Genomic DNA, 15,326 nt, shown 5'->3' with positions numbered 1-15,326 from the left:
TTATGGCATACTTAAGTGATTTTGATATTAGTGGTTATGGTTTAAGTGCTCAACGTTTTAGAATGAATGTTATTAGCTCTAATATAGCTAATGCAAATACTACAAGAACAGCTGAAGGTGGGCCTTATAGAAGACGCGAAGTGATCTTTAAAGCAACAGATTTTGATAAGCTTTTAAATGAGCAAATTAACAAAGATAATAATTTTTTAAAATATGAAAATCCTTTAAATGATCCAAGTTCGCCAGAAGAAGCTAAACCTGCTATTCAAAGTGTTGTAGTGGATAAAGTGGTCAGAGATGACAAAGATTTTCGTATGAAGTATGATCCAAGCCATCCTGATGCAAATGCTGAAGGTTATGTAGCGTATCCAAATGTAAACCCTGTCATTGAAATGGCAGATTTGATTGAAGCTACAAGAGCTTATCAAGCCAATGTAAGCGCTTTTACAAGTGCAAAAACTATAGCTCAAAGTGCGATTGATTTATTAAGAGGATAATAAAAAATGAACAATATTAATGATTTAAGATTAAATAATAATATTTCAAATACCAACAAAAGTCAAAATTCCACAGGAATTGGTGATGAATTTGCCAAGATGCTTAAAAATGAAATCGATGATTTAAATAAAGCACAAGAAAGTGGAGAAGCTGCAATGACAGACATTGCCACAGGACAAGTAAAAGATTTACATCAAGCAGCTATAGCTATCACTAAAGCTGAAAGCAGCATGAAATTTATGCTAGAAGTAAGAAATAAAGCGATCAGTGCTTATAAAGAAATCACAAGAACTCAAATTTAAACCCTAATGCAAGAATATAAAAAAAATAGGGTTTCAAAAGTTGCCTTTGCCTACTGCATGGCACTTTTGTTTATGATTATTTTTATCAGCTCTACTTTTTTTCTTACATCAAAACGTCATATACCTAACACTGAAAAAGATCAATACGCTCTTGCTCTAAGAGGATCGATTATAACCAAAGATAATTTTACTATCACAAGTTCTAAACAAATTTATCGCGCTGAAATTGATCTTAGAAGTATCAACAAAGATAAATTTGATCTATTTTTAAAGCTTTTTCAAATTTATAGTGGAATAAGTAACGATCAAGTAGCAGATATTAAAAAAAGAATGCAAAATCAAAAAAAACGCTCTTATAATTTTGTTCTTTTGCAAAACTTAGATTCCAAGCAAGCAAGCTACCTTAAAGATCTTGCTAAAAAACTTTATATACAAGGTTTTTTCAAAGCTTTTACAAATAACTCTGGAAGAGTTGAAACAAGAGGATTAAATATCATCGAACATGAAGAAGATAGAATTTACATGTCAAAAGATTCTTTTACTCCTATTATCGGTTATACCAAAATGATATTAGATCCAGAAAGTGGAATTTTAAAAAATATAGGAGTTAAAGGTTTAGAAAAATACTACGATGAATGTCTAAGTCCTGTTCAAAATGAAAAAATTCAAGGACTTAAAGATATAGGTGGAAATATTATTTTAAATCTAAATTCACTACAGCAAAAAAAGATCAATGGTTGTGATTTATATTTAAATCTTTCTTTAAAACTGCAAAAAAGCATAGAGAAAGCTATAGATCAAAGAAATGAGGATTTAAAAGCCAATGAAATCATCGTTGGGGTAATGGAAAGCAAAACAGGAAGAATTTTAGCTCTAGCAAGCTCAAGGCGCTATGATCCGCAAAATCGTGGAAAAGATCTATCAGTTCTTAATGCAAGCGCTATAGAATACGGTTATGAAGCAGGTTCTGTTATCAAACCTTTTATCTTTACAACAGCCTTAAGACTTGGTAAAATAAAAATGGATGAAGTGATTAATACTTATGGCGGTTCTTACAAGCTAGGACGTTTTACCATCAAAGACGATCACAAAATGGACAAAATGACTATGGAGGAAGTTATAAGATATTCTTCAAATATAGGCATGATACAAATTGCTAAAAGACTTAACAATATAGAAATCGTATCAGGGCTTAAAATATTTAAATTTGGCGAAAAAAGTGGTATTGATCTACCCTATGAACAAAAAGGAGAAATTCCAAATCCTAAGCGCTTAAGAGATATAGAAAAATCTGTTTTAAGTTATGGTTATGGACTTAAAACAACCTTTATACAACTCCTTGCAGCTTATAATGTTTTCAACAATGATGGGTTTTATATCACACCACGTTTAGCTGAAAAATTCTATCAAAATGGACGCTTTACAAATCTTGATGATGATGTAAAAAAAGAAAAAATTCTTTCTAGCGAAGCCGCTAAAACGATGCAAAATGTTCTTATAAATGTTATAGAAAAAGGAACAGGAAAAAAGGCAATTACACAAGGTATTATTGCAGGAGGTAAAACAGGAACGGCAAGAATAGCCGAAAGACAAGGTTACACCTCAAATCGCTACAATGCTTCCTTTTTTGGTTTTGCAAATGATTTAAATCACGCCTATACCATAGGAGTTCTCGTAAGACATCCTACTAAACCTTATAGTTATTATGCTGCACAAAGTGCTTTGCCTATGTTTAAAGATGTTGTTGATATTTTAATCAATGAAGAATTTCTAACGCCTATACAAGACAATAACCAAACTAGCACAAACAACTAGTTTGATATATCTTTAGAAAATATCACCTCAACAGCACCTATAAGTTCTTCGGCAATCTTAGCAGCAAAAGTTGTATCATTAAGTATTGAAATTCCTTCAGCTGTTGTGATTTTTCTTACTGAAATAAGATGTTCAACATTGCTTAAGGTTAAAGTATCGATTTCTTTTAAAATTTCTTTTCCTTTTTGAAGATTTTTAATAATCAAATAAAGCTTTTCACGATCTTCAACCACTCTAAGCTCTTCTATACTTCTTAAAAGCTCTCCTAAATTCGATCTAATTTTATTGTACTCTAAAGCCAAAAATTCATTAGAAGAACTAGAATATTTCTTAATATTTGCTTGGATAATTTTTAAATTTTTAGTTGTTTCGGCTAAATTTTTAGCTGCCATCTTAAAGGTAAAAATTTTATGATTCTTTGTTTCATCGTTAATATAAACTTGTGCTTTAGTTGAAAAATCGATAATAGCTTCAAAAAGAACCTTTATCCTAGTTTGATACAAATAGTCCAAATCCACATTTTTACTAAACCACTTTTTATTTTCTAAAATTTCTTTAAAACTTTTATCACTTTGTATATCTTTACGACTAAAACCTATAACATGAGCAACAATTGCATAGGTATTGTTATAAAGATGCTCGCTTTCTTTCCTTAAAGCTTCGATGGCTGTGTCACTAAACTTAACCAAACTACTATCAAGATATAAAGGCTTGTCTTTATTCTTATCTTTAGGAGCTTTTACTATCTTATTTAAAAAAAGAACAATTTGAGGAGTAAAGAATGAAAAAAGCACAACACCAATTAAATTAAACAAAGTGTGAAATAATGCTACTTTCAAAGCTATATCTTCTATGTTTAATACAATGGATAAAAAATTAAGAAAATGTATAAAATAAGGAAAAATAAGCACTATTAAAAAAGCTATACCAAAATTAAAAATACAATTTGCAAACGCTAATTTCTTTCCTTCAATATTGGTACTTAAAGAAGCTAAAGCAGCCGTTACAACCCCTCCAACACTAGTACCTAAAGTTGCTGCTAAGGAATTTTCCAAACTGATTTGTCCAGCAAGTAAAGCAGCAACAATAATAGCCATTGTAGCTGTGCTTGATTGTATAACTCCTGTAAGCAAAGCACCCAATCCTAAAAAAACAAAAACTCCTTTAAAACCAGCAAAATCAAAGCGAGAAAGATCAATTATATGTTTAAAATTTTCAAAACCACTTTTAATATAATCCACACCCAAAAAGAAAAATCCTATACCAATAAAAATATTACCCAAACCTTTTAAAACACTATCTTTTTGAAAGAAAAATAATACTCCAATAATCAAAAGTGGGATAGCTAACATTGAAATTTTAATATTTGTCAAACCAACAATCAGCCAAGAACTTGCCGTATTTCCTAAATTTGCTCCAAAAATAATCCCTATGCCCGCACCCAAAGAAATAAGCCCTGCACTCAAAAAAGAAATCGTAATAATAGAAACTAAAGTTGAAGATTGCATAATTAAAGTACTTAAAGTACCAAAAAGTATACTTTTCATCTTTGTATTGGTTGACTTTGCTAAAATTTTTTCAAGCAAACCGCCACTAAAAGCTTTAAAACCTATACCTAAATTAGTCATTCCAATAAGAAGTATTGCCACTCCTGCTAAAAGATTGGCAAGCTCGTCATAACGAATTAAAATAAAAATCAGAACTAAAGTAAAAATACTCCATGAAATAAATTTAAAATATTTTAAAGAATTTCTTTCCTCTTGCAATGCCTAACCTTTTAGTTTTTCAAATTCATTCATCAGAAATTCTCTTAAATTTTCAGCTTCTTCTTCGCCTTTTTCTAGATACTCAAGCAATAAATTTTCTAATTCCTTTAAAAAAGAAAAAAGTTCATTTTGCCAGATACTATCGTTTTTATTACTTAAATTCATGGTTTGTATGAAAGTTAATTCCCTGCTTAAATCCCCAAGTTTTTCTAAAAATTCATCTTTTTGATCAGAAATTTTTAATGCTAAATTAGCATTTTGGACATTTTCTTTAAATTCTCTGATTTTTTCATCGATTAAATCACAAAATTTCGGATAAATATCCATTTTAATAGGCTCTAAAAGAGTTCGCTCATCTATATTTAAAGTAAGCTTTTTAACAGCAAAATAAAGAGCCAAAAAAGACAAAGCTGCTATGAGTAAATAAATTCCTAGCATTAATAACCCTTAAGGGCTAGCATTCCGCCATCTAAATTAATGCTTTCAAGTCCCAATTTTTCAGCTATAAATTCAGCTGCAACCATGCTTCTATGACCACTACGACAAATAAAAGCAAGTTTTTTATTTTCATCTCTTTTACTTTGAAATTCATCTAAAAATTTAGCATTTAAAAGCCCTTTATTATCATATAAAGCCACACATTGCGCATTAGGTAAAATACCTTCTTCCCATTCTAAAGGAGTGCGCACATCAAAAATTTGATATGCGTTTAAATCTTGCTTTGTCCAAAGACTTGCAGGGATATTTTCTATCATGAAAAAGCCTTGTTGATGATTTTTGTAAGGCTTGCATTAAATTCAGCAGGATTATCCACGCCCATACCTTCGCTTAGTTTTGCCATATTTAAAACTAGGGTTGCTATATCTGCGCTAAAGGTTTCGTTGTTTTTAAGACCTGTAAAAATAGCGTGTTTTGGATTGATTTCTAAAATAGGTTTGAAATTTTGCTCTTGACCCATTTGTTTTAAGAGTTGCTGCATAGCAAAATCAGGTTTATTTTTATCATAAACTATACAACTTGGGCTATCTTTTAAACGACTGGTTAGTCTTACATCTTCAACTTGATCTTTTAGAAGTTCTTTAAATTTAGCTACAAGTGGAGCAAAAGTATTTTTTTCCTCATCGCTTAGTTCATTTTTATCTTCTACTTGATTGATGGCTACAAATTTCAAACCTTCAAATTCTAGCATAGGAGTTACTAAAGAATCAATCTCATCGTCCATGAGTAAAACTTCTATATTTTTTTGTTTATACTCTTCAAGTAAAGGAGAAGTTCTTAATAAACTTTCATTATTTCCTGCTATATAAAAAATTTCCTTTTGTTCGCCTTGAAGGTCATTTTTATACTCCTCTAAAGAGCGTAAATTTTCACCTTTAGTGCTTTTATAAAGCATGAGTTTTAAAAGACTATCTTTTTCTCCGCCAAAACCATAAAGTCCTTCTTTTAATACTTTACCAAAGGTTTTAAAGAAAGATAAGTATTTTTCTTTATCATTGTTTTTTAGTTTTTCAAGTTCACCTAAAATCTTTTTAACGCTAGCTTCTTTAACACCTTTTAAAATTTGATTTTCTTGCAAAATTTCACGGCTTACATTAAGTGGTAAATCTTCTACATCGATAATCCCACGCACAAAACGCAAATAAGTTGGTAAAAGTTCTTTATCGTCATCGCTGATAAATACGCGTTTTACATAAAGTTTTAAGCCACTTTGATAATCCACACGGAATAAATCAAAAGGTGCATTTTGTGGTATAAAAAATAAAGAATTGTATTCTAATTTTCCTTCACTTTTAGTGTGAAGATAAAGTAAAGGTTTGTTTGAATCATGAAAATTTTGCTCATAAAATCTTTCATAATCTTCTGCTTTAAGGCTTGATTTTTGCATTCTCCATAAAGCATTGGCTTTATTGATTTGAGAAATTTTAAGTTCAGTTTTCCCTTCTTCTTCGCCTTCTTTAGCAGGAGTAAATTCTTCTTTTTCCATGAAAATTGGAAATTGAATATGATTAGAATATTTTTCTATAATGCTTTCGATTTTATAAGTATTAGCAAACTCATCATCTTTTAAGTATAAAGTAATGCTTGTACCTTGTTCTTCTTTGCTTGCGTCATCAATCTCATAACCATTTGCATCAGAACTCCAAAGATAAGCTTTATCATCTAAAGCTTTTTTACTTAAAACTTCGATTTTACTAGCCACCATAAAAGCAGAATAAAAACCTACTCCAAATTGTCCTATGAGTTGAGAATCTTTTTTAGCATCACCGCTCAAATTTTCTAAAAAGCTTTTAGTACCGCTTTTTGCTATGGTTCCAAGGTTGTTGATAAGATCATCTTTATCCATACCTATACCATTATCACTAATGCTTAAAGTTTTTTTATCTTTGTCAATTTTGATTTCAATTTTAGGTTCGAATTTTAAGCTTTTATATTTATCATCACTTACGCTCAAAAAATTAAGCTTATCTAAAGCGTCGCTTGCGTTTGAAATAAGTTCTCTTAAAAAAATTTCTTTATTAGAATATAAAGAGTGTATCATAAGCTGTAAAAGCTGATTTACTTCGGTTTGAAATTGCATTTTAATCTCCTTTGTAATTTTTTAAAGTGGTATTTTAGCAAAAAATACAAATTCTAAAGTAAATTTAAAGATTTATTTGAAAATTATAAAACCAAGCCATGCGGCAAATAAGCAAAGAAAGACATTTAAGATAATATTTAACGCAAAATGAAGATAATTTCCACTTTGCAAAAGAAGTAAATTTTGATAAGAAAAAGTAGAAAAAGTTGTAAAAGCTCCTAAAAAACCTGTACTTATAAAGCTTTTAAGTAAAGGAGATAAACCTTTATTTTGTACATAAGAAAACAAAAGTCCTATGATAAAAGAACCCAAAACATTAACAAAAAGAGTTCCAAGGTTGATAGAATAAGGAAAAAATTTATTCACTAAATTTATAGAAAGCATTCTTAATATTGCTCCTATAAATCCCCCAAAACCAACAACTAAAAGGGTATTTAGCAAAGCTTAGCTCTTTCTTGCTCGAGCAATTCTTGCATTTTTTTTCTAGTGTTTTCAAGCCATTTGTCATCATTTGTATCGACTAAATCCATACAAATGATTTTAAGTACTCCACTGCTTGCACTAAAACTTTTTGTGTCTAAAATTTTTGCAGAATCCACAATTAAAATAGGCTGAACTTTAAGATTTAATTTTTCACTTAAAATTTTTGCTCCACTTTGAAATTTAAGCATTTTTTCATTCTTAGATCTAGTTCCTTCTGGAAAAATAGCCAAAACCCTATCTTCGCTAATTCTTTCTTTTGCTTCTTTTAAAACTCGTACCAAATCACGCGGATTTTTTCTATCTATACAAAGAAGTTTTGGTTTTTTCATAGCGACTTTGAAAATAGGAATTTCTCCTAATTCTTTTTTGGCAATCCAGCATAAATTTTTAGGATATAATTCTTCTAAAGCAATGATATCTAAAGCACTTTGATGATTCATTAAAATCATCTGAGCTTGTGGATTAAAAGTACCAATGATTTCTTGTTTATAAGAGATGGTATATCTTTGAAATTTAGCCCAAATTTTGCGGATTTTCCAAAGTGTGTTTTGAGATTTTGTAAAGTAAAAACAAAAAACCACCAAAGCAACGCTTAAAACAAAAAAAATCCAAAAATAAAGAGCTTTAATTTTTTTGTAAATCATCTTTATTAACCCAACCTATTTTTCCATCAGAAAACAGTACTTTAATATAATTTTGTCTTTTGCCTAAAACTTCTACTTTTTCATCTGCATTTGCCGTATAAAAATAAGTTGAAGGCTCTGTAGGTAAAATTTTAGCCCTAGAACCAGCCTTGATAATCGCATTTTGAGTATTGGTATCTACAAGAAAACTAAGCGCAAAACAAACAACTGCCAAAGCCAGAATAATGTAATTTTTTCTCCATACAAATAAAGCTCCAAATAAAACCGCTAAAAACCATAAGGTATATTGTTTATAAATATTTAAGTCTTTATTTACAGGATTTAAATCACTCTGAGTGCTGATCTCATCGTCACTAATTTTTAGTTTTAAATTTATATTTTCAAGCTTTTTACTGTCCTTATTGAAATACGAAAATTCAAAATTTGTTTTACTTAATGGCAAAATAGCATAATAAAAAGCACTAGAAGCATTAAAATCCCCTTTTAAATTTTCAATGCCTTGCTTTTGAATTCCTTCTATAAAAAAGCTTTTAAGATTTGTATTGGTTGCGTTTAGTTCTACCATCATAATGATATTAGCATCATCAAAATAACTCGCTTTAACTTTTTTAATTTCCAAAGAACTTGCCACAAGGTGTGAAAAATCTTTATTGGATAAAGTATTTTCAAATTTGATAGGATTAAGATTGATATCGGCCTCTTGAAAAGCTTCATTATTTCTAAGAAGTTTGATAGAAATTTTACTCAAACTAGCATTTGAATTTTTGGCTTCAAACCATAAAGTTGTTTTATATTCGTTATTGATAAATTCCCATTTTGCATCTGGATTTAAAAAAGATAAGTTAGTTTTTTCTACGCTTATGTTAAAATCAAATTTTGTATTTTCCGTAGTGCGAGCATAGATCGTAATAGGAAAAACTTCTCCAACATATACCCTACTTGGATATTCATCATTTGTAAGAACCAAACTCCCTTTAGCTACAAAAGGATCATCTACATTGCTTTCAAAGTCATTGTTTTCATCACTTGGCGGAATATTTTGATAAATTTTTTGTTCTTCTTGGGGTAATTTTTGTAATTCTTTTTGCATATTTTCATCTTGGCCACTAAATACAGAAATTTCACCCCTGCCAAACAATACAACAACACTAAAAATTAAAGTTAATAAAATTTTCAAAATAAAAAGCCTTTAAGCATTTTCAAACCTAGATCATTACCCAGAACTTTTTCACAAGCACGCTCAGGATGTGGCATGAGTCCAAAGATTTTTTTGTTTTCATCACAAATTCCTGCGATATCAAATACAGAACCATTTGGATTTGGCTCGTATTTTAGAGTAATAAGATCTTTATCTTGCAATTCTTTTAAAGTAGCCTCATCAGCGTAATAATTTCCCTCTCCATGAGCAATTGGTAAATTAATAATTTCATCTTTTTTGAAATTTTTCAAAAAGGCATTATCATTAGAAACTACTCTTAAATTTTGGTTTTTTGAGATAAAACTAAGATTGTTGTTATGCTTCATTGCACCTTTTAAAAGACCACTTTCAAGTAAAATTTGAAAACCATTGCAAATGCCTAAGATATATCCTCCCTTTTTTGCATGATTAAAAACACCTTGCATAGCAGGAGCAAGTTTTGCAATAGCTGCACATCTTAGATAATCTCCATAAGAAAATCCGCCTGGCAAAACAACTAAATCTGCATCAAATTCTTTTTCTTCATGCCAAACAATCTGCGTTTTTACTCCAAGTTTTTCAAAGGCATAAGCTGTATCAAATTCACAATTTGTCCCTGGAAATCTAATAATAGCAACTTTCATTTTACTCTTTCTCAATTACAAGCTCATAATCTTCAATGACGCTATTTACCAACAACTCTTCACACATTTTTTTTACTTGTTCTTTGGCTAATTTTTCATCTTTCTCATCAAGAGAAATTTTGATTTGTTTTGCTATTTTTACTTCTTTAACACTATTAAAATTTAAAGAATGCAAAGCTTTTTCCACCGCTTTGCCTTGTGGATCTAAAACCCCATTTTTTAAAGAAATATTTACAATAACTTCCATATTTTTCCTTAATTTAATATTCTTTTTAAAACTTCTTCATAAGCCATTTTTACATTACCTAGATCTTGACGAAATCTATCTTTATCTAATTTTTCATTACTAAATTTATCCCAAAATCTACAACTATCAGGGCTTATTTCATCAGCTAAAACAAGTTCATTATCTTTAGTTAAACCTAGTTCGATTTTAAAGTCAATCAGCCTTAAATTTTTATTATCAAAAAATGGAGTTAAAATAGAGTTAATCTTTCTAGCCATATTTTTAATTTCACTAATTTGAGCTTCATTTTGCACTAAATTTAAAATCAAACAATGCTCATCATTGATAAAAGGATCGCCTAAGGCATCATCTTTAAGACAAAATTCCACCAAAGCAAAAGGTAGCACAGTACCATCTTTAATACCCAGTCTTTTTGTAAGAGAACCTGTTGCAACATTGCGTACTATAACTTCAATAGGAACAATTTTACATTTTTTAACCACTTGTTCTGTATCGCTTATAGTTTCTACCAAATGGGTTTTAATCCCATTTTTTTCGAGCAAATGAAAAATTTCAGTACTGATTTTACAGTTTAATGCACCTTTTCCACTTTCATTGCCTCTTTTTTCTGCATTAAAAGCAGTTAAATCATCTTTAAACTCACTAATTAGTAAATTTTCATCATCAGTTTTGAAAAGTTTTTTACCTTTTCCTTCGTAGAGCATTTCTTTTTTTGTCATTTTATTGTCCTTGTTTGATATTTAAAATTTTAATAGTATCAATAGCTGATTTTAACTGTGCGTCATCATTGATTTGTTTTTGACTGATTAGATTTTTATTGTCTTTATTTTCTTGTTTATCTTCTTTTTTATTTTTATCTATTTTTTCAAGCTCACTTTCTAAATGTTGTTTTAAGTCGCTTTCTTTTATAGAAAAACCATCTTCTTGAGTATTTACTTTACCTGGAAAAACTTCAATATCAGGTTTTACACCCACTGCTTGAATAGTACGCCCGCTTGGAAGATAATATCTTGCAATAGTAAGCCTTAAAGCTTCAGTTTTATTAATAGGTATGATTTGCTGAACACTACCTTTTCCAAAAGTATTTTCACCCACAATAACACCGCGTTTAAGATCTTGTAAAGCTCCACTTACAATTTCACTTGCACTAGCACTTCCACCATTTACAAGCACAACCAAAGAAGCATTAGAAATTTTGTTTTTAGGATCGGCTTTATATTCTTGATTTTCACTTGCGATGCGTCCTTTTTGAGAAACAATAACACCTTTATCTACAAATAAATTTACAAGTCCTATGGCTTGATTTAAAAGTCCACCAGGATTATTTCTAAGATCTAAAATAACTCCTTTAACATTAGGATATTTTTTAAGTTCTTTACTTGCCACATCTACAACATTTTTATCAAAATTTGTAACCCTAAGATAAAGAATGTTTTCATTTTCTATCATTTTTGCATAAACACTTTCTATCTTAATAATTTCTCTTGTAAGTGCAACATCAAAAGGTTTTGTTGCACCTTTTCTAAAAATGGTTAAAGTGATTTGAGTTTTTGGCTTACCACGCATTTTATCTACCGCATCATTGAGATTAATTCCTAAAGTGGCCTCATCATTAATTTTTAAAATAATATCTCCTGATTTTATCCCTGCTTTATCTGCTGGTGTTCCTTCTATAGGAGAAACAACTGTTAAAGCACCATCTTTCATACCTACGGTTATACCAAGGCCACCAAATTCACCATTGGTTTGAATTTTCATATCATTAAAATCTTTTTCATTTAAAAAAGAAGAATGCGCATCAAGATTGCTTAAAAGCCCTGATAAAGATTTATCCACCAAATCGCTGATATTTTGATCATCCACATAATATTGCTCTACTATGGCAAGAGTTTTTGTAAGCTTATCTAAAGCTTCTAGGCGTTTTTGAACCTGCTCTTCTTTTTGATCAACTTTAGCTTGTAAATGACTCGTTAAAAATAGACATAAAATAAAAGTAGTGGCAAAGCCTGCAAGACCTGCAAAAAATCGTTTTGTTTTCAAAATAAGCTCCATTATTGAGTTTTAGTTTAAAGAGTAAATTTTAATAAAAATTACTTAAAACTTCGTAAATAAATTTAAATTCTTAAAAATATGTTAAAATAGACTAAAAATTCCAAAAAGAAAGTTAATACAATGTGCCAAGAAAAACATACTCATACACATTCTCAAAAACATCTTAAAGCAGTTTGCAATCGTCTAAGTAGAACCATAGGGCATTTAAGTGCTATTAAAAGAATGGTTGAAAATGACAAAGACTGTAGTGAAATTTTAATCCAGCTTGCTGCCGTAAAAGCCGAAGTTAACAATACCGCAAAAGTAGTTTTAAAAGAACATTTAGCTCATTGTATGGTACATGCTATAGAAGAAAATGATATTCAAAGCATAGAAGAATTAAACAAGGCTATAGATATGTTTATGAAATAATCTAAAATTAGTCATTTGTCCTATTATTTAAAAAATTTTACTCAATTAACTTGACATTATATGACTAAAGTTATATAATGTCAAGTATATAAACTAAATAAAGGATAAAACATGGCAAATATACAAGATTTTTTAACTGATAATATGCTTTCAAACCTTGAAAGTGCAGCATCTTTAGCTATACATTCTAAAAATACCGAAGTCGTATCTTTGCACCTTTTATGGGCTTTAAGCGTAGATAGTACAAGTATTTTAAATCAAATTTTAAATAAATTAAATATTTCTAAAGAAGCCTTAGAGCTTGAAATTAAAAGCAGAATTTCAAAACTTGCAACGAGTTCAAATGTAAGCCGTGAAAATATACGCTTTTCCAATGAACTTATAAATTCATTAGAAAATGCTAAAGGATTGATGAGTGCTAATGGAGATAGTTATTTAAGTGTGGATACTTGGCTTATAAGTGAAAGTCAAAAAAGTCCTATTAAAGAAATTTTAGCGCAATTTTTAGATTTAAGAGAATTTCAAAAAGAGCTTGAAAGTCTAAGAGCAGGACGCAAAATAGATAGCAAAACAAGCGATGAAACCTTAGATAGCTTAAATAAATTTGGTATAGATTTAACCTTAAAAGCAAGTGAGGGTAAACTCGATCCTGTTATAGGTAGAGAAGAAGAAATCGAACGCTTGATGCAAATTTTAATACGTAAAACCAAAAATAACCCTATACTTTTAGGTGAACCAGGTGTAGGAAAAACAGCTATAGTAGAAGCTTTAGCGCAAAGAATTATCAAAAAAGATGTTCCAAAATCTTTACAAAATAAAAAAGTCATCGCTCTTGATATGAGTGCTTTAATTGCAGGTGCAAAATACAGAGGAGAATTTGAAGATAGATTAAAAACTGTGGTTAATGAAGTGATAAAAAGTGAAAATATCATTCTTTTTATCGATGAAATTCACACTATAGTAGGTGCTGGAGCGAGTGAAGGTAGTATGGATGCGGCAAATATTTTAAAACCCGCTCTTGCAAGAGGTGAACTCCATACCATAGGCGCAACTACTTTAAAAGAATATCGTAAATATTTTGAAAAAGATGCAGCCTTGCAGCGCCGTTTTCAGCCTGTAAATGTAGGTGAGCCAAGTGTTAATGAGGCTTTGGCTATGTTAAGGGGTATAAAAGAAAAGCTTGAAATTCATCATAATGTAACTATAAATGATAGCGCTTTAGTAGCCGCAGCTAAACTTTCAAAGCGTTATATAGCGGATCGTTTTTTACCTGATAAGGCTATTGATTTAATCGATGAAGCTGCAGCTGAACTGAAAATGCAAATTGAAAGCGAACCAAGTTCTTTAAGAAAAGTACGCAAAGATATAGAAACTTTAGAAGTTGAAAATGAAGCTTTAAAAATGGAAAATGACGAGAAAAATCAAAAAAGACTTAATGAAATCGCAAAAGAACTAGCTAATTTAAAAGAAAAACAAAATGCCCTAAATTCACAGTTTGAAAATGAAAAAAGTGTTTTTGATGATATAAGCACTAAGAAAAAAGAAATTGATCTACTTAAAAATGAAGCTTCTTTAGCTAAAGCTAGAGGTGAATTTCAAAAAGCAGCCGAGCTAGAGTATGGAAAAATTCCAAGTCTTGAAAAAGAAGTAGAAATTTTAGAAGATAAATGGAAAAAAATGAGCGAAAATGGAGTTTTACTTAAAAATCAAGTAGATGAGGATTTGGTTGCTGGAATTTTAAGCAAATGGACAGGTATTAGCGTGCAAAAAATGCTAACCCCTGAAAAACAAAAATTCTTAGAAGTGGAAAAACATTTAAAAGAAAGTGTCATAGGACAAGATAAGGCCTTAAGTGCTTTAGCTAGAGCCATTAAACGCAACAAAGCAGGACTTAATGCGGACAATAAACCTATAGGAAGCTTTTTATTTTTAGGGCCAACAGGGGTAGGAAAAACACAATCAGCTAAAGCTTTGGCGAAATTTTTATTTGATGATGAAAAAGCAATGATTCGCTTTGATATGAGTGAATTTATGGAAAAACATAGTGTTTCAAGACTCTTAGGTGCGCCTCCAGGATACATAGGGCATGAAGAAGGTGGAGAGCTTACTGAAGCTGTACGAAGAAAACCTTATAGCGTGCTTTTGTTTGATGAAGTTGAAAAAGCACATAAAGATGTATTTAATGTGCTTTTAGGGATTTTAGATGATGGTAGAGCAACCGATAGCAAAGGTGTAACAGTGGATTTTAAAAATACCATTATCATTTTAACTTCTAATATCGCCTCAAGTGCTATTATGAATTTAAGTGGAAAAGAACAAGAAGATGCGGTAAAAAATGAGTTAAAAAATTTCTTTAAACCTGAGTTTTTAAACCGCTTAGATGATATTATCACCTTTAATCCACTTGGAAAAGATGAAGCTTATGAAATAGTCAAGCTTTTATTTAAAGATTTACAAATGAGCTTAGAAAACAAAGGGATAAAAGCAAGTTTAAGCGAAAATGCAGCCCTTTTAATCGCTAAAGATGGTTTTGATCCTGATTTTGGTGCTAGACCTTTAAGAAGAGCTATTTATGATCTTATAGAAGATAAATTAAGCGATATGATACTTGCTGATGAACTTCATGAAAATGATAGCATTATCATTGATGCAAAAGATGATGAAATAATCATCAAAAAAGCTTAATCATTTTGAAAGTAGAAAGGAACT

Annotated in this window: 15 protein-coding genes and 1 pseudogene; 5 read left to right on the top strand and 11 right to left on the bottom strand. The window is 30.1% G+C overall.

Translation table 11 applies throughout. The features are described from left to right. Positions 1-2: 2 nt before the first annotated feature. The 3 genes from flgC to AJ930_RS07985 are packed head-to-tail and all read left to right on the top strand — an operon-like array spanning position 3 to position 2,615. The gene (gene flgC / locus AJ930_RS07995; RefSeq protein ID WP_002855235.1) at positions 3-497 is read left to right on the top strand and encodes a flagellar basal body rod protein FlgC; all 495 of its coding nucleotides are present in this window, start codon (positions 3-5) and stop codon (positions 495-497) included. Positions 498-503: 6 nt separating this feature from the next. Then, positions 504-800, top strand: a complete 297-nt coding sequence (gene fliE / locus AJ930_RS07990) for a flagellar hook-basal body complex protein FliE (protein ID WP_002856884.1) — start codon at positions 504-506, stop codon at positions 798-800. A 6-nt stretch (positions 801-806) separates the two neighbouring features. Further along, positions 807-2,615, top strand: coding sequence for a peptidoglycan D,D-transpeptidase FtsI family protein (locus AJ930_RS07985; RefSeq protein ID WP_002880961.1), 1,809 nt, complete (start codon positions 807-809; stop codon positions 2,613-2,615). On the opposite strand, the gene AJ930_RS07980 is transcribed toward AJ930_RS07985, so the two are convergent. The 11 genes and pseudogenes from AJ930_RS07980 to AJ930_RS07930 form a co-directional block, all read right to left on the bottom strand. Then, positions 2,612-4,381 carry a Na/Pi cotransporter family protein gene (locus AJ930_RS07980; RefSeq protein WP_070240567.1) on the bottom strand — a complete coding sequence of 590 codons (1,770 nt, stop codon included), beginning with the start codon at positions 4,379-4,381 and terminating at the stop codon, positions 2,612-2,614. The genes AJ930_RS07985 and AJ930_RS07980 overlap by 4 nt on opposite strands. Before the next feature lie 3 nt (positions 4,382-4,384). Further along, the gene (locus tag AJ930_RS07975) at positions 4,385-4,819 is read right to left on the bottom strand and encodes a hypothetical protein (protein ID WP_044779932.1); all 435 of its coding nucleotides are present in this window, start codon (positions 4,817-4,819) and stop codon (positions 4,385-4,387) included. Then, positions 4,819-5,136 (bottom strand): rhodanese-like domain-containing protein, encoded by a 318-nt coding sequence (locus AJ930_RS07970; protein ID WP_002861250.1) that lies wholly within the window; start codon positions 5,134-5,136, stop codon positions 4,819-4,821. The genes AJ930_RS07975 and AJ930_RS07970 overlap by 1 nt, the downstream gene beginning before the upstream one ends. Then, the gene (gene htpG, locus AJ930_RS07965; protein ID WP_070209768.1) at positions 5,133-6,959 is read right to left on the bottom strand and encodes a molecular chaperone HtpG; all 1,827 of its coding nucleotides are present in this window, start codon (positions 6,957-6,959) and stop codon (positions 5,133-5,135) included. Before htpG ends, AJ930_RS07970 begins: the two co-directional genes overlap by 4 nt. Positions 6,960-7,031: 72 nt before the next feature. Continuing rightward, the gene (crcB, locus tag AJ930_RS07960; protein ID WP_070209767.1) at positions 7,032-7,400 is read right to left on the bottom strand and encodes a fluoride efflux transporter CrcB; all 369 of its coding nucleotides are present in this window, start codon (positions 7,398-7,400) and stop codon (positions 7,032-7,034) included. Continuing rightward, entirely contained in the window at positions 7,394-8,086 is a 693-nt protein-coding gene (locus AJ930_RS07955; protein ID WP_070233413.1) for a lysophospholipid acyltransferase family protein, read from the bottom strand. The genes crcB and AJ930_RS07955 overlap by 7 nt, the downstream gene beginning before the upstream one ends. Continuing rightward, positions 8,067-9,263, bottom strand: a complete 1,197-nt coding sequence (locus AJ930_RS07950; RefSeq protein WP_002893747.1) for an SH3 domain-containing protein — start codon at positions 9,261-9,263, stop codon at positions 8,067-8,069. The genes AJ930_RS07955 and AJ930_RS07950 overlap by 20 nt, the downstream gene beginning before the upstream one ends. Next, positions 9,235-9,907, bottom strand: a pseudogene (gene purQ / locus AJ930_RS07945) (phosphoribosylformylglycinamidine synthase I). The gene AJ930_RS07950 and the pseudogene purQ overlap by 29 nt, the downstream one beginning before the upstream one ends. 1 nt (position 9,908) lies before the next feature. Then, positions 9,909-10,154 carry a phosphoribosylformylglycinamidine synthase subunit PurS gene (purS, locus tag AJ930_RS07940; RefSeq protein ID WP_002857003.1) on the bottom strand — a complete coding sequence of 82 codons (246 nt, stop codon included), beginning with the start codon at positions 10,152-10,154 and terminating at the stop codon, positions 9,909-9,911. An 8-nt stretch (positions 10,155-10,162) separates the two neighbouring features. Beyond that, complete coding sequence (gene purC / locus AJ930_RS07935) at positions 10,163-10,873, bottom strand: phosphoribosylaminoimidazolesuccinocarboxamide synthase (protein ID WP_002854922.1); 711 nt, start codon at positions 10,871-10,873, stop codon at positions 10,163-10,165. Between the two features lies 1 nt (position 10,874). After that, positions 10,875-12,209, bottom strand: coding sequence for a S41 family peptidase (locus AJ930_RS07930; protein ID WP_079860897.1), 1,335 nt, complete (start codon positions 12,207-12,209; stop codon positions 10,875-10,877). Positions 12,210-12,326: 117 nt separating this feature from the next. Between AJ930_RS07930 and AJ930_RS07925 the strand changes: the two genes are divergently transcribed. Together AJ930_RS07925 and AJ930_RS07920 are read left to right on the top strand one after the other, a co-directional pair. Beyond that, positions 12,327-12,617 carry a metal-sensing transcriptional repressor gene (locus AJ930_RS07925; RefSeq protein ID WP_002859054.1) on the top strand — a complete coding sequence of 97 codons (291 nt, stop codon included), beginning with the start codon at positions 12,327-12,329 and terminating at the stop codon, positions 12,615-12,617. 111 nt (positions 12,618-12,728) lie between these two features. Then, positions 12,729-15,302, top strand: a complete 2,574-nt coding sequence (locus AJ930_RS07920; protein WP_070275137.1) for an ATP-dependent Clp protease ATP-binding subunit — start codon at positions 12,729-12,731, stop codon at positions 15,300-15,302. Positions 15,303-15,326: the final 24 nt, after the last annotated feature.

This window comes from Campylobacter sp. BCW_6871, assembly GCF_001762325.1.
GTDB lineage: Bacteria > Campylobacterota > Campylobacteria > Campylobacterales > Campylobacteraceae > Campylobacter_D > Campylobacter_D jejuni.
The sequence above is the reverse complement of the archived record's forward strand: the minus strand, read 5'-3'. Positions and strand labels throughout refer to the sequence as shown.

What these genes read in the sequence shown, in the direction of transcription:
- flgC (WP_002855235.1), top strand. Translation starts at nt 3, where the DNA reads ATGGCATACTTAAGTGATTTTGATATTAGTGGTTATGGTTTAAGTGCT.
- fliE (WP_002856884.1), top strand. Translation starts at nt 504, where the DNA reads ATGAACAATATTAATGATTTAAGATTAAATAATAATATTTCAAATACC.
- AJ930_RS07985 (WP_002880961.1), top strand. Translation starts at nt 807, where the DNA reads ATGCAAGAATATAAAAAAAATAGGGTTTCAAAAGTTGCCTTTGCCTAC.
- AJ930_RS07975 (WP_044779932.1), bottom strand. Translation starts at nt 4,819, where the DNA reads ATGCTAGGAATTTATTTACTCATAGCAGCTTTGTCTTTTTTGGCTCTT.
- AJ930_RS07970 (WP_002861250.1), bottom strand. Translation starts at nt 5,136, where the DNA reads ATGATAGAAAATATCCCTGCAAGTCTTTGGACAAAGCAAGATTTAAAC.
- htpG (WP_070209768.1), bottom strand. Translation starts at nt 6,959, where the DNA reads ATGCAATTTCAAACCGAAGTAAATCAGCTTTTACAGCTTATGATACAC.
- AJ930_RS07955 (WP_070233413.1), bottom strand. Translation starts at nt 8,086, where the DNA reads ATGATTTACAAAAAAATTAAAGCTCTTTATTTTTGGATTTTTTTTGTT.
- purS (WP_002857003.1), bottom strand. Translation starts at nt 10,154, where the DNA reads ATGGAAGTTATTGTAAATATTTCTTTAAAAAATGGGGTTTTAGATCCA.
- purC (WP_002854922.1), bottom strand. Translation starts at nt 10,873, where the DNA reads ATGACAAAAAAAGAAATGCTCTACGAAGGAAAAGGTAAAAAACTTTTC.
- AJ930_RS07925 (WP_002859054.1), top strand. Translation starts at nt 12,327, where the DNA reads ATGTGCCAAGAAAAACATACTCATACACATTCTCAAAAACATCTTAAA.
- AJ930_RS07920 (WP_070275137.1), top strand. Translation starts at nt 12,729, where the DNA reads ATGGCAAATATACAAGATTTTTTAACTGATAATATGCTTTCAAACCTT.